This is a genomic window from Paractinoplanes lichenicola, assembly GCF_016785085.1.
GTDB lineage: Bacteria > Actinomycetota > Actinomycetes > Mycobacteriales > Micromonosporaceae > Actinoplanes > Actinoplanes lichenicola.
This window is the reverse complement of the sequence record NZ_JAENHO010000010.1, coordinates 279,189-302,361: the sequence shown is the minus strand read 5'-3', so window position 1 is coordinate 302,361 and position 23,173 is coordinate 279,189. Positions and strand designations below refer to the sequence as shown.

Sequence of the window (23,173 nt, the reverse complement as noted above, 5' to 3'; positions counted from 1 at the left end):
ACGTGGCCAGCCTGACGGACCTGACCGGACAGTGGTGGGACTGGGAAGTGCGCCGGTGGGACGCCGCCTCGCTCCAGCTCATCGCCGACAACGACCTCACCTACCACCACAGCGTCGAGGTCACGTTCACCGACGTCGTCTGGGTCGCCTGCGCGGACACCTTCCACCACCCGGTGTTCCGCCCGCCGACCGCGACCGAGCTCGATTTCGCCCGCCAAGCCGGCAACACCGCACACCGGGTCTTCACGTGGGACGCCGAGACGTCCACCGGCGCCGCCCCCATGATGATCGTCGCCGGCACCGCGCAGATCACCGAGGGCCACTTCCCCCACAACGTGCCCTGAGCCCCCACTCCGAACGACCAGAACCAAACCGCAAACGTACGCGAGAGGCCTGGTCCCGTGGTTTCGGCGACCAGCGCCGTCGTGGTCCGGGCCGCCCCGCGCCCCCGGCGGCCTGCAACCCCGGCTCACCGCTCCACCCATCGATCATGGCGAGCATGATCCTTCGGTGCCAAGCCCAGAATCAGGGGCCACGGCGTCGCGATGAGGTTGTCGTGTGCCTATAGTCATCGAGCACGGCGATCATCCCTCATGACTTCGCGTTTTGTAGGTACAATTTCCTCGACGTAGGCACTGCGTTGAGGAGGCAGGCGATGAGTTCGGTCTCGGTCAGAGAGTTCTCATACAACCCGAGTGCCATGTTCAACCGCGTTGAGCAGGGCGAGACGATCGAGGTCACTCGCCACGGCAAGGTGATTGCGGTGCTGCTGCCCGGGTCGGCCGGCCTCGGCCGTTACTCTCCGCTGGTTGCGAAGGGGCTGATCCGGCTCAAGGCCACCACGACAGCCGATCTCGATCGCATGCCGTCCTACGACGTTCCCGCCGACGTCTCACCGCTGGACCTCTTGCTGGAGGCCCGGGCGGAGGACGACCGGTGATCTATTTGGACGCCTCCGCGCTCGTCACGTTGCTGGCGCGGCGAACGTACGCCGACCAGTTGCGGGAGTTCCTGGGCAGCCGGCCGGTGGCGCCGATGGCTACCAGCACGCTCGGTTTCGTCGAGACCGTCCGAACCATGGATCGCCTGGGCGACTATCCCGCTTGCATGCGCGACCTCGTCAGCAGCGTCACGGAGATCCTGTTGACCGAAGAGATCCGCGACGCCGCGGCCCATCTGTCAGGCGCGCTTCGGACGCTTGACGCCATACATGTGGCGAGTGCCCAGGCTCTGGGTGACGCGCTGGACACACTTGTCACTTACGACAAGCGCATGTTCGATGTCGCGCGGGCGGCGGGGTTGACGACCGCGGCTCCGGGTCTGTTGTGAGCGGTCCGCCCCGGTGGTTATTCGTTCGTGGGGTGTCGGGTGGGGTCGGTACGATCTCGCGCAAGGTGGGACCTGTAGCGCAGGGGTAGTCGCGCCGCCCTATCAAGGCGGAGGATGCCGGTTCGAGTCCGGTCGGGTCCCACCCCTGCGAGGTGGCCGGTAGCGCAGAGGTTGACGCGCCGCACTGCTCATGCGGAGGACGCCGGTTCAAGTCCGGCCCGGCCCACCCCTCCCGGCCTTGGCGCGCGACCACCGGTCGCTTGACTAGTTGTCATGCGGCGCGCCATGCTGTCCCTCGCCCGACGGCTGGCGCGAAAGGGGGAGAGGCATGAACGACGTTCTCGCACAATCGGAGTCAGGCCGCGAGATCGCTCAGGAAACTTGGAGCGGGGCTTGGAGCGGGGCCTGGAGCGGGGACGCATCGAGGGGATGCGGGTGATCCTCCGGGCCAAGTACGGCGAGTTCGATGACCTGGTTGATCTCGCCCGTCGACTGAGCGAGAGCGACTACGACGGGAACATCGGCCGCATCGTCGCCGGTGTGCCCCTGGCGGAACTGCGTTTCTGAGCCGTCCGCTTTTCGGGGTTGGTGGCGCGCTGGCATGCTGTCCGCGTCGGGGCCCGGCCACGCTTGCGAGGTTCGCTTGGTGGTGACCGTCCGCCGGCAGGGCTTCCGGGGGTGGGCGATGGATGGCGAGCAGATCGAGGCCGCGCTGCGGGTGTTGGGGGAGGTGCGCGGGCTGCCCGTCGACGATCCGGTGCGGTTGCGGGTGCAGCGGGCGGTCGACGGCCTGGTCAAGGACGGTCAGCGGCAGCGCAAGGCGGAGCGGCGGCGGCGGACCGCGGCGGGGGATCGGGCGGTGGTGGCCGAGGCGGCCACGGCGGCGGCGGATCGGGGCGAGGGGGTGCCGGTGGCCGCGGCGGCCACTGACGTCAGTGGGCGGACGAGGCGGGATCGGCGCTGCTACGCGTGTCGGGGGCGGTATCGGGAGGTTGACGCCTTCTATCACGCGCTTTGCCCGCGCTGCGCCGGCCTGCACCGCGAGCATCGGGACGCGCGGGCCGACCTGACGGGGCGGCGGGCCGTCGTCACCGGGGGCCGGGTCAAGATCGGGTTTCAGGTGGCGTTGAAGCTGCTGCGCGACGGGGCCGCGGTCACAGTGGTGACCCGCTTCCCGGCCGATGCCCGGCGGCGCTACGCCGAGGAGCCGGACGCCGCCGACTGGCTGCCCGCGTTGCGGATCATCGGGGCCGACCTGCGCGACCCGCGTCAGGTGCTGGAGCTGGCCGAGCGGCTGGCGGCCGACGGGCGGCTCGACATCCTGGTCAACAACGCGGCCCAGACCGTACGCCGGCCCGGCTGGGCCTATCAGCCGCTGGTGGCGGCGGAGCTGCTGGCCGCCCGCGACAGCCGGGCCGTCGAGACCGTGTCCGGCTATCGTCCGGGCGCGGCGCCGCCGGAGTGGAGCGCCGCACTCGAAGCGGCCGGCGAAGAAGCGGCCGGCAAGGAAGCGACCGACGCGACCGGCGCGCTGATCGTCGCCGGCGCCACGAATTCGTGGAACTCGCGGATCGGCGCGGTCGACCCGGTCGAGCTGCTCGAGGTGCAGCTGGTCAACGTCGTGGCGCCGTTCCTGCTGGTCGACAGGCTGCACGGGGCGTTGACGGCGCCGGGCACCCGGAACCGGTACGTGGTGAACGTGACCGGTCGCGAGGGCTGGTTCGCCGCGGGTGATCCCGGGCCGGAGCGGCATCCGCACACGTCGGTCAGCAAGGCCGGCCTCAACATGCTGACCCGGGTCGCCGCGCCCGGCCTGGCCCGCGACGGGGTGCACATGTGCGGCGTGGACACCGGGTGGATCACCGACGAGAACCCGGCCGAGGTGCGGCTGCGTCGTGCCGCCGCGGGGTGGCGGCCGCCGCTCGACGTGGTCGACGCCGCCGCGCGGATCTATCACCCTGTACGGCTGGGGGAGGCCGGGGAGCCCGTGCACGGAGTGCTGCTGAAGAACTACGCCGTCGTACCCTGGTAAAGAAGGCGCGAATTAGCTGCGAGTAGTCATTCATTTGCTCTGCGTATTCATTTCGGGCCGAGAAAGCATTCCCGTTCTTTTCGGGCCGGGAGCAGGCCGAATGGACGACCCCGGGCGGCGTCCGGACGGGGCGAACGTCCTGACGGACGATTTTTCGTCCGGGCCGCCGTCGCTGACCAGGAAAAGATCACAATTGCCGATACCGAACGTAACGCGAGGGTGCTTACGGACGGGAAATGAACTATTTTTCTCTCCGGTGCCGTACCCCCTGTCGGGCGCGCCCCGTCTGCCTGATACTTGGGCGACTCGTGCGGAGCCTCACACAGGTCGAAGTTCCACCCGGAGAGGAAGCTTCCCTAGATGCGCAAGAAACTGCTGGCTATCGCCGCCGTCGGCCTGATGGCGTCGGCCACCATGACTGCGTGTGACGACTCCGGCGATTCCGGCGACGCGAGTAGTGGCGGGGGCACTACGAGCGGCGGCAACGGCAAGGCTCGGGTCGGCGTGATCCTGCCCGACACCAAGAGCTCGAACCGCTGGCGCGACGAGGACCCGAAATATCTCAAGGCGGCGTTCGACGCGGCCAAGGTCCCCGTCGAGATCGTGAACGCGGAGGGCGATCGCGCGAAGTTCGTGCAGACCGGCGAGCGGATGGTCAACGACGGCGTCAAGGTGCTGATCATCGCCAACCTCGACTCCGAGAGCGGCAAGACCGTGCTGGACAAGGCGCGCGAGAAGAAGATCCCGACGATCGACTACGACCGGCTCACTCTCAACGGCAACGCCAATTACTACGTCAGCTTCAACAACGTCGAGGTCGGCGAGCTCCAGGGCTACGGGCTGACCAAGTGCCTGGCCGCCAAGAACGTCAAGAACCCGCTGATCGCCCAGCTCAACGGCTCGCCCTCGGACAACAACGCCACGCTGTTCAAGGACGGCTACGAGAGCGTGCTGAACGAGAAGTACAACTCCGCGGAGTACACCAACGGCCCGGCCCAGTGGGTGCCGGACTGGGACAACGACGAGGCCGGCAAGATCTTTGAGCAGATGCTGCGCCAGACGCCCCAGATCAGCGGCGTGCTCGCGGCCAACGACGGCATCGGCAACGCGGTCATCAAGGTGCTCCGCAAGTACAAGCGCAGCGGCACCGTGCCGGTCACCGGTCAGGACGCCACGCTCGAGGGCCTGCAGAACATCCTGACCGGCGAGCAGTGCATGACGGTCTACAAGGCCGTGAAGAACGAGGCGACGAACGCCGCCCGGGTGGCGATCGACCTGTTCAAGGGCGTGGACCCGAAGGTCACCGAGACGATCAAGGACCCCGAGTCCGCCGGCTACGTGCCCTACATCCCGCTCAAGCCGCAGGCGATCACGATCACCAACCTCAATGTCGTGCTCGAGGACGACTACATCGACCAGGCCGAGCTCTGCAAGGGCAAATACCTCGCCCTGTGCCAGCAGCACAAGATCGGCGAGTTCGCCGATGACGAGTCGGAGAACGGCACCAACTAGCAGCAGACGCACCAAAGGGGGCCGGCTGGGAAGGCCGGCCCCCTTTGCTGTGCGGTCCTAGGCGAGCAGTTCCTTCACCCGCGGGACGACCTGCTCGCCGTACAGGGAAATGGCTTTCATCATGTGCTCGTGGGGCAGCGTGCCGGCCGAGTACTTCAGGTCGAAGCGCTGGATGCCGAGGTGCTTGATCGTGTGCGCGACCTTCTGCGCGACCGTCTCGGGCGAGCCGACGTGCCAGGCGCCGTCGCGGACGTCGATCTCGAACTTGTCGCGGCTCAGCGGCGGCCAGCCCCGCTCGCGACCGATCCGGTTGAGCATGTTGCGCGCGTGCGGCCACAGCAGCTCGACGGCTTCCTCGTCGGTCTCGGCGACGAAGCCGGGGCAGTGCGCGGCGACCGGCAGGGAGGGCTGCTCGAACTCCTTGAGCGCGCGCTGGTAGAGCTCGACGTAGGGGGCGAACCGCACCGGCTCGCCGCCGATGATCGCCAGCACCAGGGGCAGGCCGTGCTGCGCCGCGCGGACCACCGACTCGGGGCTGCCGCCGACCCCGATCCACGTACGGATGTGGCCCGACTCGGTCTTGGGGTAGACCTGCTGGTCGGTCAGCGGCGGCCGGACCGTGCCCGACCACGTGACCGGGCCCTCGTCGAGCAGCTTGGCCATCAGGTCGGCCTTCTCCTCGAAGAGCCGCTCGTAGTCGGTCAGGTCATAGCCGAACAGCGGGAACGACTCGGTGAACGAGCCGCGGCCCAGGATGATCTCGGCCCGTCCGTTCGAGACCGCGTCGAGCGTGGCGAACCGCTCGAAGACGCGGACCGGGTCGTCCGAGCTGAGCACGGTGACCGCGGTGCCCAGCCTGATCCGCTCGGTGCGCGCGGCGATGGCGGCCAGCACGATCTCGGGGGCGGAGACCGCGAAGTCGTCGCGGTGGTGCTCGCCGAGGCCGAAGCCGTCGATGCCCAGGCGGTCGGCGAGCACGGCCTGCTCGACGACGTTGCGGATCACTTGCGCGTACGGCAGCTTCTGGCCGTGCTCGTCGACGGTGACGTCGCCGAAAGTATCGAGTCCAAATTCCACTTGATCACTCTAGGCCGTTATCGGGTGCGGCCCTTCAGGCGGCGGCCCATCTCGCGGGCGATCTCTTTCTGGGCGTCCTTCGCGGCCAGCACCTGCCGTTTGTCGTACGACCGGAGGCCGCGCGCGAGGCCGAGCTCGACCTTGGCCCAGCCCTCGTTGAAATACATCGAGAGCGGCACCAGGGTGAGCCCGTTGCCGTCGCGCAGCTGGGCCAGGATCTTGACGATCTCGGACTTGTGCAGCAGCAGCTTGCGGGTGCGGCGCGGCGCGTGGTTGGTCCAGCTGCCGTAGCCGTACTCGGCGATGTGCAACCCGTACAGCATGATCTCGCCCTCGTGCTCCTGGGCGAACGCGTCGACCAGCGAGGCCCGGCCCTCGCGCAGCGATTTGACCTCGGTGCCGGCCAGCACGAGACCCGCCTCGTACGTCTTGAGGATGGCGTAGTCGTGCCGCGCCTTCTTGTTCGAGGCGATCAGCTTGCGTCCGGTCTCCCTGCTCACGCAGCAGAGGTTAGCCTCACGGCACGGGCCGCCGCATGGAATATGTCACGCTGCTCAGGCGGTGCGGCTCGTTGTGCACGTGCATGGCGGCCCGGTCGTACGCCTGCCAGCCGGCCGCGCCTGCCCGGTTCAGATGGCGCAGGTCGTCGAAGCGCTCGTCGGTGCCCCAGCGCAGCACGCCGCCCGGGTGGTGAAAGGTCGCCGTCCAGTCCATGAACCGGTCCGCGCCGAGCGTGCCGGCGGCGCGGTACTCGAGCCGCGCGAATTCCCAATTGGTCACCCATAGGATTATGCCGAAATGACCTTGGAGCACGCGACCCAGGGACGTTTGCCCCGTGGCCGGACACAGTGGACTTCGGGCGGCTGAAATCCCCCTGAGTTATCCCTGAGAAGTATTTGCCCGTGACCAGGGTGGGCCATACGCTCCGCCAGTCAGGCACCGGTGTCTCGGGGGGATACGAGATGGCTACGGGTGGGGTGGCGAGGCTGGTCTGCGGCCGTTGGTCGAAGTGGATCGTGCTCGCCTTCTGGATCGGCATTCTTCTTCTGGCGGCTCCGCTGGCCGGCAAACTGACCAGCGTCGAGAAAAACGACAATTCCGCGTGGCTACCCGGCGGCGCGGAGGCGACCCAGGTCGCCGACCTGCAAAGACAGTTCCAGCCCGACGACATCGCCCCGGCGATCGTCGTCTACGAGCGGGCCGGCGGCACGGTCACGCCCGCCGACCTGGCCAAGGCCCAGGCCGACGTGGGCCGGATGGGCTCGGTCGAGGGCGTCACCGGCCAGGTGATCGGCCCGGTGCCGAGCCAGGACAAGGGGGCCATCCAGGTCATCGTCCCGGTCAAGATCACCGATGACGGGTGGGACGCGATCCCCGACATCGCCAACGCGATCACGGACACCGCGAAGACGAACGCTCCGCCGGGCCTCGACATCTATCTGGCCGGCCCGGTGGCGTCGGCCGCCGACTCGGCCGGCGCGTTCGCGGGCATCGACGGCACCCTGCTCTACACCACGCTCGCCGTCGTGGCGATCATCCTGCTCATCACGTACCGCAGCCCGGTCTTGTGGCTCTTGCCGATCCTGACCGCGGGCGTGGCCCTGACCAGCTCGCAGGCGGTCATCTATCTGCTCGCCAAGTACGCCGACCTGGCGGTCAACGCGCAGAGCGCGGGCATCCTCACGGTGCTGGTCTTCGGGGCCGGCACCGACTACGCGCTGCTGCTGGTGGCGCGCTATCGCGAGGAGCTGCGCCGGCACGAGGACCGGCACGAGGCGATGCAGTTCGCCCTGCACCGGGCCGGCCCCGCGATCATCGCCAGCGCCGCCACCGTGGTCGTCGGCATGCTCTGCCTGTCGCTGGCCGAACTCAACTCGACCGCGGGCCTGGGCCCGGTGGCCGCGATCGGCATCGCCGTCGGCCTGGGTGCGATGGTGTCGCTGCTCCCGGCCCTGCTGGTGATCTGCGGCCGGTGGCTGTTCTGGCCGGTCCGCCCCCGTTACGGCACCGCCGAGCCGACCGCGACCGGCTTCTGGTCCCGGCTCGGCGGCCGGGTCTCGCGCCGCCCGCGCACGGTCTGGATCGGCACGGCCGTGGTGCTGGGCGCGATGGCGCTGGGCCTGCTGCAGTCCAACGCCGTGGGGCTGACCTCGGCCGAGCAGTTCACCACCGAGCAGCCGTCCACGGTCGCCGAACAGGCCCTGGCCCGGCACTTCCCGGCCGGCGGCGGGCAGCCCGTCACGGTGATCGCCAACGCCGCGACCGCCGACCAGGTGAGCCGGGCGCTGGGTCAGGTGCCCGGCATCAGCGAGGTCGCCGACCCCGTGGTCAAGGACGGCCTGGCCATGATCGACGGCACGCTGACCGCGGCCCCGGACAGCCAGGCCGCGCAGCAGACGGTGGCGGACGCCCGCGCCGCGCTGCATCCGATACCGGGCGCCGACGCCAAGGTCGGTGGCTACACCGCGGTGGTGGTCGACATCAACGACGCCAACCGGCACGACAACCGGCTGATCATCCCGCTCGTGCTGCTCGTCGTGCTGATCATCCTGGGCCTGCTGCTGCGGGCGATCGTGGCGCCGCTGATCCTCATCGCGACGGTGGTGCTCTCGTTCGCGGCCGCGCTCGGCGTGAGCATCCTGGCCTTCCGCTACCTGTTCGACTTCTCGGCCGAGGACACGTCGTTCCCGCTGTTCGTCTTCGTGTTCCTGGTCGCCCTGGGCATCGACTACAACATCTTCCTGATGACCCGGGTGCGGGAGGAGGCGCTGCAGCACGGCACCCGGCGTGGCGCGCTGATCGGCCTGGCCGCGACCGGCGGCGTGATCACCTCGGCCGGCATCGTGCTCGCGGGCACGTTCTCGGCGCTGGCCAGCCTGCCGCTGGTCGCGTTCGTGCAGATAGGGTTCGCGGTGGCGTTCGGCGTCCTGCTCGACACGCTGATCGTGCGCTCGGTGCTGGTGACCGCGCTCAACCTGGATGTCGGGCGGTGGATGTGGTGGCCCTCGAAGCTGCACCTCGAATCGCGCGACCAAGAGGAAACACCCTTGTCATCATCTGAACCCGAACTTACGCACTAGCCCGTCGGCTACGCACCCTCTAGTCAGCGACGACAAGAGGAGGCGTAGCCGATGAAGGCTGTCCGAGTTCACTCCTACGGCAAGCGGCCGTCGATCGACGACGTGCCGGAACCGACGATCACCGGCCCGCTCGACGTCATCGTCAAGGTCGGTGCGGCCGGACTGTGCCGCACCGACCTGCACATCATCGAGGGCCAGTGGGCCGAGAAGTCCGGCGTCCAACTCCCGTACGTGATCGGCCACGAGAACGCGGGCTGGGTGCAGGAGGTCGGCAGCGCGGTCACCAACGTGGCCCCCGGCGACGCGGTCATCCTGCACCCGCTCGTGACCTGCGGGCTGTGCCGGGCCTGCCGCGCGGGCGACGACGTGCACTGCGAGAACAACAAGTTCCCCGGCATCGACACCGACGGCGGCATGGCCGAGCTGCTGCTGACCAGCGCCCGCTCGGTGGTCAAACTGGCCGACGGGCTCGAACCGGCCGCCGTGGCCGCGCTGGCCGACGCCGGTCTCACGGCCTATCACGCCGTACGGAAGGCTGTGCCCTTGCTCTATCCCGGGCAGACCTGTGTGGTGATCGGGGCGGGCGGGCTCGGCCACATCGGCATCCAGTGCCTGGTCGCCATGACCGCGGCCAAGGTGGTCGTGATCGACCCCAACGAGAAGGCCCGCGAGCTGGCCACCGAGCTGGGCGCCCACGAGGTGCTGGCCAGTGGCGACGACCTGGCCGACAGCGCGAACGTGGTGCTCGACTTCGTCGGCGAGCAGGGCGCCGAGTCGCTCGGCCTGACGATGACCCGGCGGGCCGGCAGCTACTACGTGATCGGCTACGGCGGCGCGGTGAACATCCCGACCATCGACCTGATCTCCACCGAGCGCAACATCATCGGCAACCTGGTCGGCTCCTACAACGACCTCGACGAGCTGATGACCCTGGCCGCGCTGGGCAAGGTCACGCTGCACACGCGGCAGTACCCGCTGGCGGCGGTCAACGAGGCGATGGACGATCTGGAGGCCGGCCGGCTGCAGGGCCGCGGCATCCTCGTGCCCTGATGTACCGCGAGCTCTTCATCGTCGACGCGCACACGCATTTCTGGGACGGGAGTCCAGCCAACCAGATCAACCGGTACGGCGAGGGCTACATCAATTGCCTGTACGGGTACCACTCGAGCCTCTCGCCCGACGAGCACAAGTGGACGCTGAGCGAGTTCGAGCGCTACCCCGAGGCCCGCATGATCCACGACCTGTTCGACGTGGGCTACGCCGACGTGGCCATCTTGCAGTCGACGTACCTGTCCGACTGGTTCGTCAACGGGTTCGACACCACCGAGCAGAACGGCGAGATGGCCGAGCGGCATCCGGGCCGGTTCGTCGTCAACGGCCGCTGGGACCCGCGCGACGGCGAGGCCGGGCTGGCGAAGCTGGAGGCGCTGCACGAGCGCTGGCACCTGCGGGGCGTCAACGTCTGCACCGCCGAGTGGAAGGGGGACAACAAGGGCTGGAAGCTCAGCGACCCGTGGGCGTACCGGTATCTGGAGAAGTGCGAAGCCCTGGGCATCAGGAACATCCACGTGCACAAGGGGCCGACGGTCTATCCGATGAACCGGGACGCGTTCGACGTAGCCGACGTGGACGACGCCGCCACCGCCTTTCCCGGCCTGCGCTTCGTCGTGGAGCACGTCGGGCTGCCCCGGCTCGAGGACTTCTGCTGGATCGCCACGCAGGAGCCCAACGTGTACGGGGGACTGGCGATGGCCCTGCCGTTCCTGCACAGCCGGCCGCGCTACTTCGCGCGGATCATCGGGGAGCTGCTCTATTGGATCGGCGAGGATCGGATCCTGTTCGGCAGCGACTACGCGGTCTGGCAGCCGAAGTGGCTGATCGAGAGGTTCGTCGACTTCCAGATCCCGGGTGACATGCAGGGTGAATACGGGGTGCTGACTCCGGCGATCAAGCAGAAGATCCTGGGCCTGAACGCGGCCCGGCTCTACGACATCAAGACGCCGACCGACATGTCCGAAATGGCAACCAACTAAGCCCTCCCCACCGCACCCAGGGGGCTGGCCAGAAACTAGCGCGCGCAAAGGCGGCATTTCGACTTATCCACAAGTGACGTCGCTGACAATTTCAGGTGAGGCGGCCGGTGCGAGCGGCCGTGTTCAGCGACACCGCACGCGTAGCCCGCACCGCGCCCAGCCGCACGGCCCGCTCGACCGACCATCGGTCCGAGCGCAGCCGGGTGGTCGGCATCGAGACGGCCACCGCCCCCACGAACCGGCCGGCCGCGTCGGTGACCGGGGCGGCCATGCAGCTCAGCCCGTCCTGGAACTCGTCCACTTCGACCGCCAGGCCGGTTCCGCGGACCTGGCGCAACTGCCGCAGCAGCAGCCCGCGATCGGTGACCGTCCCCGCGGTCACCGCCGGGACGCCGGTGTGCTCGAGCACGGCCTCCCGGTCGTCGACGGGCAGGGTGGCCAGCATCAGCTTGCCGAACGCGGTGGCGTGCGGCGCCTCATGAAAACCGACCGCGAGGATCCGGATGCGGGGATGGGCCGGGCACTCGGCCACGTGCGCGACGATCATCTCGGCGTCGCGCAGCGTGGCGTAGTAGGAGGCGGCCTGCGCCTCCCGGTGGACCACGGAGGCCACCCGCTGCACCTCGGGCGGGGCCGCGATCTGCCGGTGCAGGCCGCGGGCCAGGTCGTCGACGCGGTGGCCGAGCGCATAGGCCCGCTCGTCGGCCAGGTGCACCAGATAACCGCCGGTGACCAGGGTGGTGAGCAGATGATAGGTGGTCGGCAGGGTCAGGCCGAGGTCGCGGGCGACGTGCTTGGCCTGCACCGGGCCGGGCGCCGAGGCGATGTGGTCGAGCACGCGCATCGCCCGCTCGACGGACTGCAGGACGCCGGTGCCCTTGCCACCACTCATCCGCTCAGCCTCTTGGAGAGAATGCAGTGAGGGAAGAGCGTTGACTGATCGCGCGAAAGGGAGGCATCAAATGATCTTCATTACCGCCAAGTTCCTTGTGAAGCCGGAGTACGCCGACCGCTGGCCCGAGCTCGCCAAGGCGTTCACCGAGGCCACCCGCGCCGAGGCCGGCTGCCTGTGGTTCGACTGGTCGCGCAGCCTCGACGACCCCAGCGAGTACGTCTTGGTCGAGGCTTTCCGCGACGGTGACGCGGGCGCCGCGCACGTCGGGTCGGCCCACTTCAAGCAGGCGCAGCGGGATCTGCCACAGTATCTGGCGGAAACACCCAAGATCGTCAGTCAGACTGTTGATCAGGATGGCTGGTCCGAACTGGGAGAGCTCGCCGTCGAATAGCCGCACGGTCGTGCCCGACCGGAGGTTCACCGCACTTGAGCACGCTTCCTACCGTGGGTCCCCCGGGATTCTGGAGGAGAAACGTGCGCGTGGCCCTGGCCGCCGTGGTGGCGGTCGTGCTGCTGGCGGCCGGCGGCGTCATCGCCTGGTCGCTGCGGTCCCCGGCGACGATCGCACGGATCAGCGCGGCCGCGGGCGGCACGATCACGACCGATGAGGGCGTGTCCGTCCGGTTCGGGCCGGGCGCGGTCAGCGTCGACACCCAGGTGCGCATCGTGCCGCGCCCCAGCGTCGAGCCGCCCGACGGGCTGACCTGGCTCGCCGAGCCGGTCGCCGTCTCGCTCGACGAGGGCACGCTGCGCACCGCGGCCACGGTCACCCTGCCGCTGCGCGCGAAGGCCAAGGACGGCGGGCTGGTCACCGTCGTGTCCCGCGACGGCAACCGGGTGTGGAGCAGCGAGGGCGGCGTCGTCGACCTCGACGCGGGCACGATCACCACGACCGTCGGGCACCTGACGATCGTGAGCGCGGGCCGGGCCGTCGTGGCGGCGCCCGACCGGGCCGGCGCGGGTGCCGGGGCGTACGGGGCACCCGACCCGGACTGCGGCACCACCCGCTCCGACCGCTGGACCGCGCACGTCGAGGGCGGCGCCGTGAAGACCTGCGTGGCCGCGGGCGCCGCCGACCGGTCGGCCCTGCTGCGCGTGGTCAGCGACTCCGCCTCCGGCCGGTTCGCCGAGCTCGGCGGTTACCCCCAGCTCGCGGTCGTCCAGCCCAACCGCGCGAGCGCGGCCGACACCGTGTGGCGCAAGCTGGCCGAGACCGACCGCGACTACACGTTCCTGCCCGGCCGGGGCATGCTCGACGTGTCGCTGCCGGGCAACTACAACAGCATCGACTTCGTCGCCCGTACGGGTCCCGACGTCGCCGTGGCCGAATACCTGGTCGACGTGATGAGCTCCGCGTTCGTCCCCGCCGAGGTGACGGTCCAGGCCGTACGGTGTGCCTTGGCCCTGCCCCCGGACGGGCTGGACGGGCGCCTGGCCTCCTGCGTGATCGACGCCTTCGACGCCGTGCGCATCCTCCCCGAGGGCGTCTCGGAGAACCAGGCCAGGGCCGACCGGGCCGACGTACGCGGGTCGGTGATCGCGGCGATGCAGGGCCTGACCGGCGCCGTCGCGTCCCGCCCGGCCGTCGACGACCAATGGCGCGTGATCGCCCGGCGCGGCCCGGTCATCCCGCGCAAGGCCCTCAACGAGCCCGGCGGGTCCCTTCCCGCGGCCGTCGTCACGACCCAGGAGCGCCTGTACGCGGCGGCCGCGCGCGACTCGCTGACCGACGCGCTCCCGCCGAGCGGGCTGACCTTCGCCAACACCGGGCTCACCGGCCCGCGCGTCACCGGCGCCGTCGCCGCGCTCGTGACCACCCCGCCGCTGCGCTGGCCGTGCGACGAGACCTCACGCGACGGCTACGTCTACGGCCTGGCCGACCCCGGCCTGGCGACCTATCCGGCCCGCCTGGCCGACCTGGGCCTGCCCGCCGAGGACGTGGGCATCGTGCGCCAGACGGCCGGGCAGGGCCAGGACTTCCGCCTGTGCATCGCGCTCGACGGCACCTGGACGTCGCTGGTCGCGGGCCTCCCACCCGGCGAGTTCCCGGCCGCCGAGGCGAGCAAGCTGGCCGGCCCGGTGACCTGCTCCTCGTCGGCGCCGGCCAACGCGTTCGTCCCGCCCGACGCGACGTGCCGCAGCGTGGCCCGCGCCGACCTCGACGGCGACGGCCGTACGGACACGCTGTTGCTCTTCCACCGCGGCGACCGCTGGACGGCACGCGCGGTGCTGGCCGCCGGTCGCACCTCCGACGTGCTGCTGCCGTTCGGCCGCCCCGCCGTGCTCGAGACCATCGACCTGGACGGCGAGCCGGGCGAGGAGGTCGCCCTGCAGACCGGCTCGACCGTCCACCTGCTCTCGCTCACCTCGGACGGCCTGGTGCTGATCGACCAGCGCTTCGAGACCGCGTCGACGCTGGCCCGCACGGCCGGCCTCGGCTGCTCCGACATCAACCGCGACGGCCGCCCCGAACTGGTCTCGGGCTCGGCCGACTACACCCGCGACCCGGCCACCGGCGCCATCATGACCGCCGCAACGGCCGAGACCCGCTGGACGTGGCACGGCAAGACCCTGCACCAGGCCGAGACGATCCGCCGCCACCTGACCGGCCCCCAAGCCTCAGCCGCGGCCGCCCCACCCCACCGCGACATCACCTGCACCTGGCGCTGACACGCCCCTGCTCCGCTTCTGCCCGCCACGACATCACTTGCACCCGGCGCTTATATCCGGCGCTGGCTCTCCCCCTTGTGGCGGTGATCCGCGGGCGTTCGTTGCCGGCCTCGCCGCCCCCTGGCGCACCCGTGGCGGTTTGGCGAGGTGGCCGCGCTGACGGCCTGATTCGTTCCCCCGATGCCGCGTTGCGGGGTCGAGACGCCGATCCGCGGTAGCCCCGACCTGTAGCGGCCATGGACATGCCCGCCGACGACCGCTCCGGCCTGTCCGGCCCCCGATGATCGTTTGATCTCCTTTGGTTCCCGGACCGCCCCCGATGATCGTTGATCTCCAGCGGCCCCCGGACCGCCCCCACCCCGGCACTGGGTGGGGACGAGTTGAGCACAGGGGTACGACAACTTTGGGTGGTTCTCCACAGGTGGCAGCGGTTCAACGAGCGTGATTTCGGGCGCCTTTCGGCAGGGCCGCACCCGAAGAGCGGGCCTGCCGCACCGCGCGGCAGGCCGGGCTCGGGTCGCTAGGGGAGCAGGGCGCTGACGGCCGGGTACCAGCGGTCGGCGATTTTGGTGTTGCCGGCGTCGTTGGGGTGGACGCCGTCGTAGGTGTCGGTGGCGGGGGAGAAGCCGGTCCACTGGTCGACGACCTTGATGGGGGATGCGGTCGTGGAGAGGCCGGCGGCCCAGGCCGGGATGGCCGCGTTCAGGTTGATGACTCGTTGGCCGCAGTCGGCGCAGTTGGCGGCGTTCATCGGGATGATCTGGGCGACCAGGATCTTCATGGCCGGGTTGGACGCGCGCATCTGACCGACCAGTTTCGTGTACGCGGCCAGGATCGTCTCGGGCGCGAAGTTGCTCCAGACGTCGTTCGTGCCGAAGTGCATCATGACGACGTCCGGCTTGCTTGCCGCGAGCCAGCCGACCAGCTGGTCCTGGGCGGCGACGGCGGAGACCAGCGCGCCGCCGTGGCCCTCGTTCTCACCGTCGTACGGGAAACCGCAGCCCTGGCCGGGGAGCGTGCCCACGAAGTCGACCTTGGCCGCGGGGAGTTTCTGCCAGAGCAGGGCGCGCCAGCAGCCGGGGGAGCCGGTGATCGAGTCGCCCAGCGCCATGATTTTGACCGCCGAGCCGGCCGGGGGCGTGGTGGGGGGAGTGGTCGGCGGCGTGGTGGGCGGGGTCGTCGGAGGCGTTGTGGGCGGTGTTGTGGGGACGGTACCGCCTGTGCAAGCGACGCCGTTGAGGGCGAACGCCGACGGTACGGGGTTGCTGCCGGTCCAGGAGCCGTTGAAGCCGAAGCTCGCGGTGCCGTTGGTGGCCAGCGCGCCGTTCCAGGAGGCGTTGCGGACGGTGACCGCGGCGCCGGACTGGGTGGCGGTTCCGTTCCACAGTTGCGTGATCGTCTGACCGGCCGGGAACGAGAACGTCAGCGCCCAGCTCGAGACGGGGTCGCCGAGGTTGGTGATGTCGACGGCCGCGCCGAAGCCGCCGGGCCAGGAGCTCGACACGGTGTAACGGACCTGGCAGCCGGCGGCGGCGTCGGCCCGGCTCGCCGCGGTTACCGCGCCGGCGGACAGGAGGGCGGTCGCGCCGGCCAGCACGGCCAGCCGCCGGCGGCGAACATCAGCGCGGCCGGACCGGTCACCGCCTGGCAGGTGGGGTCGGGCGGCGGCGGGGGAAGGAGCGGGAGGGGAGGCGGGGGCCGGGCGGGAACGGCGGGGGAAGGCCACTCGAAGTCGGAACATGGGCACCTCGGGCTGATTGATAACAGTGGATTTCCGCATGATGACATGGGAGCGCTCCCAATCCAACCTTGACCACAAGCCCGAAACAGTCCACCCTGGGAACGCTCCCATTTATCCCCCTCGATCTAAGGACTCCTCTCGTGGCCAGAAGAGGAAAGATCGCGGCCGTCCTCGCCGTCGCCACCGCCGGCGCGGGAATCATGGTCGCGACCAGGGCCGACGCGGCCGCCGGATGCCAGGTGCGCTACTCCGTGGCGAACTCCTGGCCGGGCGGCTTCGGCGCCAATGTGGAGGTCGTCAACCTGGGCGACCCCGTTAACGGCTGGACGCTCGCGTTCACGTTCCCCGGTGGACAGACGATCAGCTCGCTCTGGAACGGCTCGGTGACCCAGACCGGCGCCCAGGTGTCGGTGCGCGACGCCGGTTGGAACGCTTCAATAACGACCAACGGCACCGCGAGCTTCGGCTTCAACGCGACCGGCGACTCCGCGACCCCGACGGCCTTCACCCTCAACGGCGTGGCGTGCACCGGCTCGACCCAGCCCACGACCAACCCGCCCGCCACCACCAGCCCGCCCACAACCACGCCACCGACGACGATGCCGCCTACAACGACCCCGCCCACCACGGTCGCGCCCGCGGACGGCAAGCAGCGGGAACGCCTCGACCGCGGCGTGATCAGCGTCCGCTCCGGCTCGGCCAACCTGGTGAGCTGGCGCTGGCTGGCCACCGACCCGTCCGGCATCGGCTTCAACGTCTACCGCGGCACGACCAAGCTCAACGCGTCGCCGATCACGACGTCGACCAACTACCTCGACTCCGGCGCGGCCGCGAACGCGTCGTACACAGTGCGAGCGGTCATATCTAACACCGAACAGGCCGCGGAGGGTCCGGCCCTCACCTTCGCCAACGGCTACCTCGACGTGCCGATCCAGAACCCCAACAGCTCCCTGTACGCCGCCAACGACGCGAGCACGGGTGACCTCGACGGCGACGGCAAGCTGGACCTGGTGCTCAAGTGGGACCCGCTCAACTCGAAGGACAACTCGCAGTCCGGCGTCACCGACCCGGTCTACGTCGACGCGTACAAGCTCGACGGCACCCGGCTGTGGCGCATCAACCTGGGCCGCAACATCCGGGCTGGGGCGCACTACACCCAGTTCCAGGTGTACGACTACGACGGCGACGGCCGGGCCGAGGTGGCCATGAAGACGGCCGATGCCACCGTCTCGGGCACCGGGCAGGTCATCGGCAGCTCGAGCGCCGACTACCGCAACTCGTCGGGCTACGTGCTGACCGGCCCCGAATACCTGACGATGTTCGACGGCCGCACCGGGGCCGCGCTGTCCACCGTCGACTACGTGCCCCCGCGCGGCACGGTGTCGAGCTGGGGCGACTCGTACGGGAATCGGGTCGACCGCTTCCTCGCCGGCACGGCCTACCTGGACGGCAGCCGGCCCAGCCTGATCATGGCGCGCGGCTACTACACCCGCAGCGTCGTCGTGGCCTGGGACTTCCGCAACGGCGCGCTGACCCGCCGGTGGACGTTCGACAGCAACAGCTCGACCAACAGCGGCACCGCGGGCCAGGGCAACCACCAGCTCGCGGTGGCCGACGTCGACCGCGACGGCAAGGACGAGATCGTGTACGGCTCCCTCGCCATCGACGACAACGGCGCAAAACTGTGGAACACCACGTACGGGCACGGCGACGCGCTGCACGTCGGCGATCTCGACCCATCCCGTACGGGCCTGGAGGTCTTCAAGGTCGACGAGGACTCCAGCAAGCCGTCGTCGTGGTTCGCCGATGCCCGTACGGGCCAGATCTTGTGGAGCACGCCGGCGAACGGTGACAACGGGCGGGGCGTGTCGGCCGACATCTGGGCCGGAAGCCCGGGCGCCGAGTCGTGGTCGTCGGCGGCCGACGGCGTACGGGGGCCCTCGGGTTCGGTTGTCGCCTCGCGCAAGCCGAGCTCGACGAACTTCGTGATCTGGTGGGACGGCGACGCCCAACGCGAGCTGCTCGACCAGACCCGGATCGACAAGTACGGCACGTCGTCGGACACGCGCCTGCTGACCGCGTCGGGCGTGCACTCGAACAACGGCACCAAGGCCACCCCGTCCCTCAGCGGCGACCTGCTCGGCGACTGGCGCGAGGAGGTCATCTGGCCCACGACCGACAACACGGCCCTGCGGATCTATTCGACCCCGATCCCGACCGACCGCCGGGTGCTCACGCTGCTGCACGACATCCAGTACCGCGAGGCGATCGCCTGGCAGAACACCGCCTACAACCAGCCGCCGCACCCCTCGTTTGCTCTTTCGTAGATCAGACATGGTCCGGGGCCGTCTCTGGGCCGTGCGACCCGGGGAGCCCGCTAAGCAGTGCGTCAACAGCCCGACGCGCTCGCTTCGGGCTCTCCGGCATCAAATGCGCGTAGACCCGCAACGTGAACGCCGGATCAGCGTGACCCAGCCACTCCGCAAGCGCCTTGATGTTCTCACCCGCATCGAGCAGCGCCGAGGCGTACAGGTGTCGCAGCGCGTGCATTCCGTTGACCCGGCAGACCTCCACACCCGCAGCTTTCAGCGCCGGATGCCAGATCTGGTTAGCCGCGACCTGCTGTCGCACCGCGGAACCGCGCTGGGTGACGAACAACAGCGGCACCGTGACCGCCTTGCCGTGCACCGGGTCTTCCCAGGGCAGCGTCACCGGCACCGTCCGGAAGGTGTCGAGATGCCTCCGGATGGCAGCAGCCACCCTCCCCGGTAGTGGCACCCGGCGCTCTTTGTCATTCTTCGGCAGGCCGAAGACTAGCTGCGACCCCACCCGCTTCACTTGACGACGCACCGTCAACCATTCAGTTCCGAAATCGAAATCGTGTGGGGAAACTCCGAATATTTCTCCCTGGCGCAATCCGCACCCTGCGCCAAGGTCGACCACCGGCCGGTAGCGCAGGGGTACTCCGTCGCGAACCGCGGCTACCACTTCAAACGGCCACGGTACAATTTCCGGGAGCGTCGAAGTGGGCGCTTTAACTGATTTCGCCGAGCAGGGATTCTTGGCGATTAGCCCGTCGTCGACGGCAGAGGTCAGAATTCCGCTCAAGTGGGCGAACAGTACAACCCGGGTATTGTTTGCCAACTTCTTAGCGATCATTTCTCTGTCCCAGTCGCGGACCGTGCTAGGTCGAATTGCGCCGATCCCGCGACCGCCGAAGTACGGGATCAGGTGATTGCGCACCCGCGAGCGAACTGTCGGACGGGTTGACTCGTCCAGCGGATGGCTACGCAGCCACTGCTCAGCGAACTGGTCAAACGGCTGTTTACCGGCTGATGGATCCACGTAGGTGCCGCGAATCTTGTCGGACTCGACACCGGCCAAGAATTCCTCGGCCGCGCGCTTGGCCCGGTCCGGAAAGGACTTGCTTCGCTCGCGGCCGTCGGGTGCAATATAGCGCACTCGGTACCGATCACCCTTACCGCACCGGTCCGTCCGTGTGCGGATCGGCTTTTGCCCGGCCACACCCGGCACGGTTTTGAACCACCGGTCCTCGATATGCCCCATCGCTACTCCGCTCGATTCTTGAGCCATGCCCGAACTTCAGCCGGATCGTAACGAAGGTACCGACCGACACGCGACGCGGACGGCCCATAGTGACGTTTGCGCCACGTGTAAAGCGTCCCTTTCGGAACCCGCAAGAAGGCGGCCACGTCATCGACCGTCCAGCATGATTCCGATACCAGCGGTGCCATTACCTCTCCCCGTAGATTTAGCGTCAAGACGGGCTTGACGTTTGACGGCCGTTCACGCGGCCAGGGTGTTCAGGTATTGCCTGGCGTTTTCGGCGTGCTCACGGGCCATCTGAGCGGAGGTGTTGGCCAGCATGGCGTCTGCGGGTGTGCGCCATCCGGCGCCGACGAATTCGAGGAAGTTGACGACCAGGGTCGTCGGCTCGGTGTCGGGCGCGGTCTGTTCGGGGCCGGCCTTTTGGGTGCGGCGGTAGACGACGCGGTTGTCGCGGAGCAGTGCGAAGGTGATCGAGTAGCGGCGGGATTTGGTGAGGAAGTGGCCGCCGAAGCCGAGCATGTGCGCCCACCGGCGGAGCCGGACGAACGGGGTGGTTGTCGGGGCTGCTTTAGCGGCTCGGTGTTCGACGCAGGCGGGGCAGGTGTGGTGGTGCTGGCACAGGGCTGCCGGGCAGCGCCACCGGGTGTGTGCGAGTGACCAGCAGGCGGCCACGAGCCGTTCGACGTGCGTCCCGGTCGGGTCTGCGTAGACGTCGATGGTGTCGTTGGTGAGCCGGGCCGAGGTGTGGCCGGTGATTTCGGTGGCTTTGGTGGCGTACTTGGCGAGGTAGGCGGCAACTTGGCCGTCGGTGACTTCTCCAAGGCCGGCCACGGTGATTACCTTGGTGAGTTGTTGTTCGCCCCAGCCGATGTACCAGCCGCCGGGCCGGGCAGGGTGCGCTGCGGTGACGTAGCCGATCGTGGCGGTGGCGTGGTCGATCGCGGCGACCAGGTCGTGTGCGTCGATGCCCGGCGGTGGCGGAACGACCGCGGCCGGGTCGAAGGGGTCGACGCCGTCGAGGCGGACGATGGCGTGGAAGTGCACGACACCGCGACGTTGCATCTCGGCGGCCTTACCGAACGAGAGCCGGACCGGGGGCACTTGCCGGATCTGGCCATCGTTGGTGAACGTTTCGACGTCGGGGATGCCGCGTTGCCGGGCGAGACGGCGGATGTAGCGGTTGACGGCGATGGTGGTACGTCGCCATAGTTCCCCGGCCCCGAGGTTCCACACGGCCTGCGCGGCGTAGGGGTAGCAGTCGAGGCACAGCGGGGTGCCGAGCCGGGTGTCCTCGTTGCTGTGGCGGGCGAAGCAGGCGAGCCGGATACCGTGCGGGCACACGCTGAGGTCGCGGCGGGCGTGGCAGGGTTCGGGGCGGCAGTCGCAGTCGGTGCGCCGGGCGCAGGTGTGCCGCTTCACGACGCGGGTGTGTACTTCGCCGAAGCTGGGTGCGGTGAAGGTGGGGAACACGGCCGGATGGTGAGCCACCTCGTCGGGGACGCCTTTGCCGCCGATCAGGCCGGTGCGTACGACGTGGTAGGCGTCGTTCTGGTACAGCTTCGAGCAGGACGGGCACACCTTCTCGCGGCGGTTGCCGCACGGCTTGTAGATGACCCCGTCAGGCATGTCCGCAGTCGACCGTTCGGCGAGGAGGCGGCCGGTGGCGGCTTCGACGGTGGCGATGGTTCCGGCCAGCCGGACCGGCCGCACGCATGCGGAGGCGGGTTTGACGTGCGTGAGCCAGGCCTCGTAGTCGGGCCGGGCAGCGCGGGCGACGGCCTGTTTGGTCAGATCGATGGAGCGTGCCCACCAGGTGGGGACGGTGGCCGGCTCGGCGCATGCCGCCGTACCCGAGGCCGTGGTGGCGTCGGGTACGACGGGCAGCGTCGAGAGGGTCACGCGGCAGCTCCGGGCATGGTCGGGGTGCGGGTCATCAGGTCGCGGCGGGCGTTGGGCGTTGAGCGGTGCGGCGGGCGGTGATCAGCGCGCCGAGGTCGCGGATGTCGATCGGGTGGGCACCGGTGCGGATGGCCCGGGTGCGCATGCTGTCGATGACGTCGTAGTGGTAGTGCACGCAGACGCCGTCGGGGGCGGGGCAGGTGGAGTAGCGGCAGCGGGCTTGAAACCAGGCCCGGCGTAGCCCGAGCCGGGCGGCGAAGGTGTGCAGTTCGTCGGAGGTGTCGGCGGTCAGGTGTGACCACCGGCCAGTGAGACGGCCGACGGTGGCGTGGCAGCGGTAGTTGTCGACGTAGACGGTCACGACGGTGTGCTCCTTGACGAAGAGGGTGGGGTTCGGCTCGTCGGCCGGGGCCGTGCCCGAAGCGGTGAAGCTTCGGGCACGACGCTCAATCGGCGAGACGGTCACCGGGTTGCCTTGACGGGCGTGCCGTTGACAGTCGTGGTGTTGGTGGTGGGGTTGTCCGAGCCGAGGTTGAGCACGGCCAGGGCTTGGGTTGCCAGTTCGGAGTTCACGCGCAGACGGGCAGCGAGTTGGCCTGCTTTGATCGGGGTGCCGGTGTCGGCGTGGTGCTGCTCGGCGACCTGTCGAGCTTTGGCCAGCAGACCAGGGTCGACGGGCATCGGCAGAGACATCTGGGCGGGCTCCGGCTCGGTGACAGGGGTGTCGGTGGCGGGAGCGGCCAGCGGCTCAGCCGATGCGGTCGGCTGCGGCGTGCGGGGCTTGGGCTTGGAGGTGCGGGCAGCAACCGGCCGGGTGGCGGTCGGTCGCAGCGGGATTTTCGCCGGGTCCGGGGTGATCCGGGGGGCAACGTCGGCCGGGGTCGGCACAGCGTCGATCCGGGTGGCCGGCACGGGTTCCGGCGACTGTGCCGGGTCCTCGGTCGGCGCGGGGTTGCCTGCCGATTGCGGCGCGGTGGTGCTCGGCGCCGGGACGGCGGGCAGGGTCGGGGCCGGTGCCGGAACAGGCGGGACGGCCGGGACGGTCAAGGAATCGAGTGTGCGTGCGTGGTCTGCCGTCGCCAGCAGTGCGGCGGACGAGATGACCATGAGCCCGTCGACAGCGAGCGGGCCGAACACGCACGTGACGGGGTCCTCGCCGTAGTAGGCCAGGAGCCCGGACAGGTGCCGGTAGGAGACGACGGCTGCGACGAGTGCGACGGGGGTGATCCCGCCGAAGCGCAGCAGTTGCCAGCCCCGCCCGGACGGCCAGGCCACCCGGGTCAGGATCTCGATCGCGACGAACAACGCGACCGGCCAGAAGGTAGCGCCGATCAC

22 protein-coding genes and 2 tRNA genes are annotated in these 23,173 nt (G+C 69.4%); 14 read left to right on the top strand and 10 right to left on the bottom strand.

All coding sequences use genetic code 11. The annotated features are described in order from the left end of the window. Nucleotides 1-2 precede the first annotated feature (2 nt). The 8 genes from JKJ07_RS33220 (at nt 3) to JKJ07_RS33185 (ending at nt 4,873) form a co-directional block, all read left to right on the top strand. Nucleotides 3-344 carry a hypothetical protein gene (locus JKJ07_RS33220; protein WP_202995837.1) on the top strand — a complete coding sequence of 114 codons (342 nt, stop codon included), beginning with the start codon at nt 3-5 and terminating at the stop codon, nt 342-344. Between the two features lie 311 nt (nt 345-655). Continuing rightward, nucleotides 656-940, top strand: a complete 285-nt coding sequence (locus JKJ07_RS33215) for a type II toxin-antitoxin system Phd/YefM family antitoxin (protein WP_202995836.1) — start codon at nt 656-658, stop codon at nt 938-940. Continuing rightward, the gene (locus JKJ07_RS33210; protein ID WP_202995835.1) at nt 937-1,329 is read left to right on the top strand and encodes a type II toxin-antitoxin system VapC family toxin; all 393 of its coding nucleotides are present in this window, start codon (nt 937-939) and stop codon (nt 1,327-1,329) included. The genes JKJ07_RS33215 and JKJ07_RS33210 overlap by 4 nt, the downstream gene beginning before the upstream one ends. A gap of 68 nt (nt 1,330-1,397) precedes the next feature. Then, nucleotides 1,398-1,470 (top strand) — tRNA-Asp (locus JKJ07_RS33205). A 13-nt stretch (nt 1,471-1,483) separates the two neighbouring features. Then, nucleotides 1,484-1,555: transfer RNA gene (locus tag JKJ07_RS33200), tRNA-Ser, on the top strand. Between the two features lie 167 nt (nt 1,556-1,722). After that, nucleotides 1,723-1,896 (top strand): hypothetical protein, encoded by a 174-nt coding sequence (locus JKJ07_RS33195; protein WP_202995833.1) that lies wholly within the window; start codon nt 1,723-1,725, stop codon nt 1,894-1,896. A 79-nt stretch (nt 1,897-1,975) separates the two neighbouring features. Next, nucleotides 1,976-3,361, top strand: a complete 1,386-nt coding sequence (locus tag JKJ07_RS33190) for an SDR family NAD(P)-dependent oxidoreductase (protein WP_307834529.1) — start codon at nt 1,976-1,978, stop codon at nt 3,359-3,361. Nucleotides 3,362-3,721: 360 nt separating this feature from the next. Next, on the top strand, nt 3,722-4,873 hold the full coding sequence (locus JKJ07_RS33185; protein WP_202995832.1) for a sugar ABC transporter substrate-binding protein: 1,152 nt from the start codon (nt 3,722-3,724) through the stop codon (nt 4,871-4,873). 57 nt (nt 4,874-4,930) lie between these two features. Here JKJ07_RS33185 and JKJ07_RS33180 read toward each other — a convergent pair whose 3' ends face one another. From JKJ07_RS33180 to JKJ07_RS33170, 3 genes are read right to left on the bottom strand one after another with little or no spacing between them, the layout of a single operon-like run. Further along, a complete protein-coding gene (locus JKJ07_RS33180) occupies nt 4,931-5,950 on the bottom strand; it encodes an LLM class flavin-dependent oxidoreductase (protein WP_202995830.1) in 1,020 nt (339 codons plus the stop codon). Nucleotides 5,951-5,967: 17 nt separating this feature from the next. Continuing rightward, nucleotides 5,968-6,450 carry an SsrA-binding protein SmpB gene (smpB, locus tag JKJ07_RS33175; RefSeq protein ID WP_202995828.1) on the bottom strand — a complete coding sequence of 161 codons (483 nt, stop codon included), beginning with the start codon at nt 6,448-6,450 and terminating at the stop codon, nt 5,968-5,970. Between the two features lie 16 nt (nt 6,451-6,466). Next, nucleotides 6,467-6,730: a hypothetical protein gene (locus tag JKJ07_RS33170; RefSeq protein ID WP_133877323.1), complete on the bottom strand. Its 264-nt coding sequence runs from the start codon at nt 6,728-6,730 to the stop codon at nt 6,467-6,469. A 182-nt stretch (nt 6,731-6,912) separates the two neighbouring features. Here JKJ07_RS33170 and JKJ07_RS33165 point away from each other — a divergent pair, with 182 nt between their 5' ends. From JKJ07_RS33165 to JKJ07_RS33155, 3 genes are read left to right on the top strand one after another with little or no spacing between them, the layout of a single operon-like run. Beyond that, complete coding sequence (locus JKJ07_RS33165) at nt 6,913-9,030, top strand: MMPL family transporter (protein WP_202995815.1); 2,118 nt, start codon at nt 6,913-6,915, stop codon at nt 9,028-9,030. 51 nt (nt 9,031-9,081) lie between these two features. After that, nucleotides 9,082-10,080, top strand: a complete 999-nt coding sequence (locus tag JKJ07_RS33160) for an NAD(P)-dependent alcohol dehydrogenase (protein WP_202995814.1) — start codon at nt 9,082-9,084, stop codon at nt 10,078-10,080. Further along, nucleotides 10,080-11,063, top strand: a complete 984-nt coding sequence (locus JKJ07_RS33155; protein ID WP_202995813.1) for an amidohydrolase family protein — start codon at nt 10,080-10,082, stop codon at nt 11,061-11,063. Before JKJ07_RS33160 ends, JKJ07_RS33155 begins: the two co-directional genes overlap by 1 nt. A 91-nt stretch (nt 11,064-11,154) precedes the next feature. Here the strand turns inward: JKJ07_RS33155 and JKJ07_RS33150 are convergent, their stop codons facing one another. Beyond that, nucleotides 11,155-11,955 carry an IclR family transcriptional regulator gene (locus tag JKJ07_RS33150; protein WP_202995812.1) on the bottom strand — a complete coding sequence of 267 codons (801 nt, stop codon included), beginning with the start codon at nt 11,953-11,955 and terminating at the stop codon, nt 11,155-11,157. Between the two features lie 70 nt (nt 11,956-12,025). On the opposite strand from JKJ07_RS33150, the gene JKJ07_RS33145 reads away from it, so the two are divergent. Both JKJ07_RS33145 and JKJ07_RS33140 read left to right on the top strand, forming a co-directional pair. Beyond that, nucleotides 12,026-12,349: a putative quinol monooxygenase gene (locus JKJ07_RS33145; protein WP_202995811.1), complete on the top strand. Its 324-nt coding sequence runs from the start codon at nt 12,026-12,028 to the stop codon at nt 12,347-12,349. Between the two features lie 83 nt (nt 12,350-12,432). After that, complete coding sequence (locus tag JKJ07_RS33140; RefSeq protein WP_202995810.1) at nt 12,433-14,628, top strand: hypothetical protein; 2,196 nt, start codon at nt 12,433-12,435, stop codon at nt 14,626-14,628. A gap of 520 nt (nt 14,629-15,148) precedes the next feature. Here the strand turns inward: JKJ07_RS33140 and JKJ07_RS51940 are convergent. Beyond that, nucleotides 15,149-16,369, bottom strand: a complete 1,221-nt coding sequence (locus JKJ07_RS51940; protein ID WP_202995809.1) for a cellulose binding domain-containing protein — start codon at nt 16,367-16,369, stop codon at nt 15,149-15,151. Nucleotides 16,370-16,509: 140 nt separating this feature from the next. On the opposite strand from JKJ07_RS51940, the gene JKJ07_RS33130 reads away from it, so the two are divergent. Beyond that, the gene (locus JKJ07_RS33130; protein ID WP_498370757.1) at nt 16,510-18,696 is read left to right on the top strand and encodes a rhamnogalacturonan lyase family protein; all 2,187 of its coding nucleotides are present in this window, start codon (nt 16,510-16,512) and stop codon (nt 18,694-18,696) included. A gap of 1 nt (nt 18,697) precedes the next feature. Here JKJ07_RS33130 and JKJ07_RS33125 read toward each other — a convergent pair whose 3' ends face one another. The 5 genes from JKJ07_RS33125 to JKJ07_RS33105 are packed head-to-tail and all read right to left on the bottom strand — an operon-like array spanning nt 18,698 to nt 23,173. Next, nucleotides 18,698-19,936 (bottom strand): tyrosine-type recombinase/integrase, encoded by a 1,239-nt coding sequence (locus JKJ07_RS33125; protein ID WP_202995808.1) that lies wholly within the window; start codon nt 19,934-19,936, stop codon nt 18,698-18,700. Between the two features lie 2 nt (nt 19,937-19,938). Beyond that, the gene (locus JKJ07_RS33120; RefSeq protein WP_202995807.1) at nt 19,939-20,124 is read right to left on the bottom strand and encodes a helix-turn-helix domain-containing protein; all 186 of its coding nucleotides are present in this window, start codon (nt 20,122-20,124) and stop codon (nt 19,939-19,941) included. Between the two features lie 52 nt (nt 20,125-20,176). After that, nucleotides 20,177-21,838 carry a replication initiator gene (locus JKJ07_RS33115; RefSeq protein WP_202995806.1) on the bottom strand — a complete coding sequence of 554 codons (1,662 nt, stop codon included), beginning with the start codon at nt 21,836-21,838 and terminating at the stop codon, nt 20,177-20,179. 34 nt (nt 21,839-21,872) lie between these two features. Next, nucleotides 21,873-22,304, bottom strand: a complete 432-nt coding sequence (locus JKJ07_RS33110; protein WP_307834528.1) for a DUF4031 domain-containing protein — start codon at nt 22,302-22,304, stop codon at nt 21,873-21,875. Beyond that, nucleotides 22,301-23,173 (bottom strand): hypothetical protein, encoded by an 873-nt coding sequence (locus JKJ07_RS33105; RefSeq protein WP_202995805.1) that lies wholly within the window; start codon nt 23,171-23,173, stop codon nt 22,301-22,303. The genes JKJ07_RS33110 and JKJ07_RS33105 overlap by 4 nt, the downstream gene beginning before the upstream one ends.

What these genes read in the sequence shown, in the direction of transcription:
- JKJ07_RS33215 (WP_202995836.1), top strand. Translation starts at nt 656, where the DNA reads ATGAGTTCGGTCTCGGTCAGAGAGTTCTCATACAACCCGAGTGCCATG.
- JKJ07_RS33185 (WP_202995832.1), top strand. Translation starts at nt 3,722, where the DNA reads ATGCGCAAGAAACTGCTGGCTATCGCCGCCGTCGGCCTGATGGCGTCG.
- JKJ07_RS33165 (WP_202995815.1), top strand. Translation starts at nt 6,913, where the DNA reads ATGGCTACGGGTGGGGTGGCGAGGCTGGTCTGCGGCCGTTGGTCGAAG.
- JKJ07_RS33160 (WP_202995814.1), top strand. Translation starts at nt 9,082, where the DNA reads ATGAAGGCTGTCCGAGTTCACTCCTACGGCAAGCGGCCGTCGATCGAC.
- JKJ07_RS33155 (WP_202995813.1), top strand. Translation starts at nt 10,080, where the DNA reads ATGTACCGCGAGCTCTTCATCGTCGACGCGCACACGCATTTCTGGGAC.
- JKJ07_RS33150 (WP_202995812.1), bottom strand. Translation starts at nt 11,955, where the DNA reads ATGAGTGGTGGCAAGGGCACCGGCGTCCTGCAGTCCGTCGAGCGGGCG.
- JKJ07_RS33145 (WP_202995811.1), top strand. Translation starts at nt 12,026, where the DNA reads ATGATCTTCATTACCGCCAAGTTCCTTGTGAAGCCGGAGTACGCCGAC.
- JKJ07_RS51940 (WP_202995809.1), bottom strand. Translation starts at nt 16,369, where the DNA reads ATGTTCCGACTTCGAGTGGCCTTCCCCCGCCGTTCCCGCCCGGCCCCC.
- JKJ07_RS33125 (WP_202995808.1), bottom strand. Translation starts at nt 19,936, where the DNA reads ATGGGGCATATCGAGGACCGGTGGTTCAAAACCGTGCCGGGTGTGGCC.
- JKJ07_RS33120 (WP_202995807.1), bottom strand. Translation starts at nt 20,124, where the DNA reads ATGGCACCGCTGGTATCGGAATCATGCTGGACGGTCGATGACGTGGCC.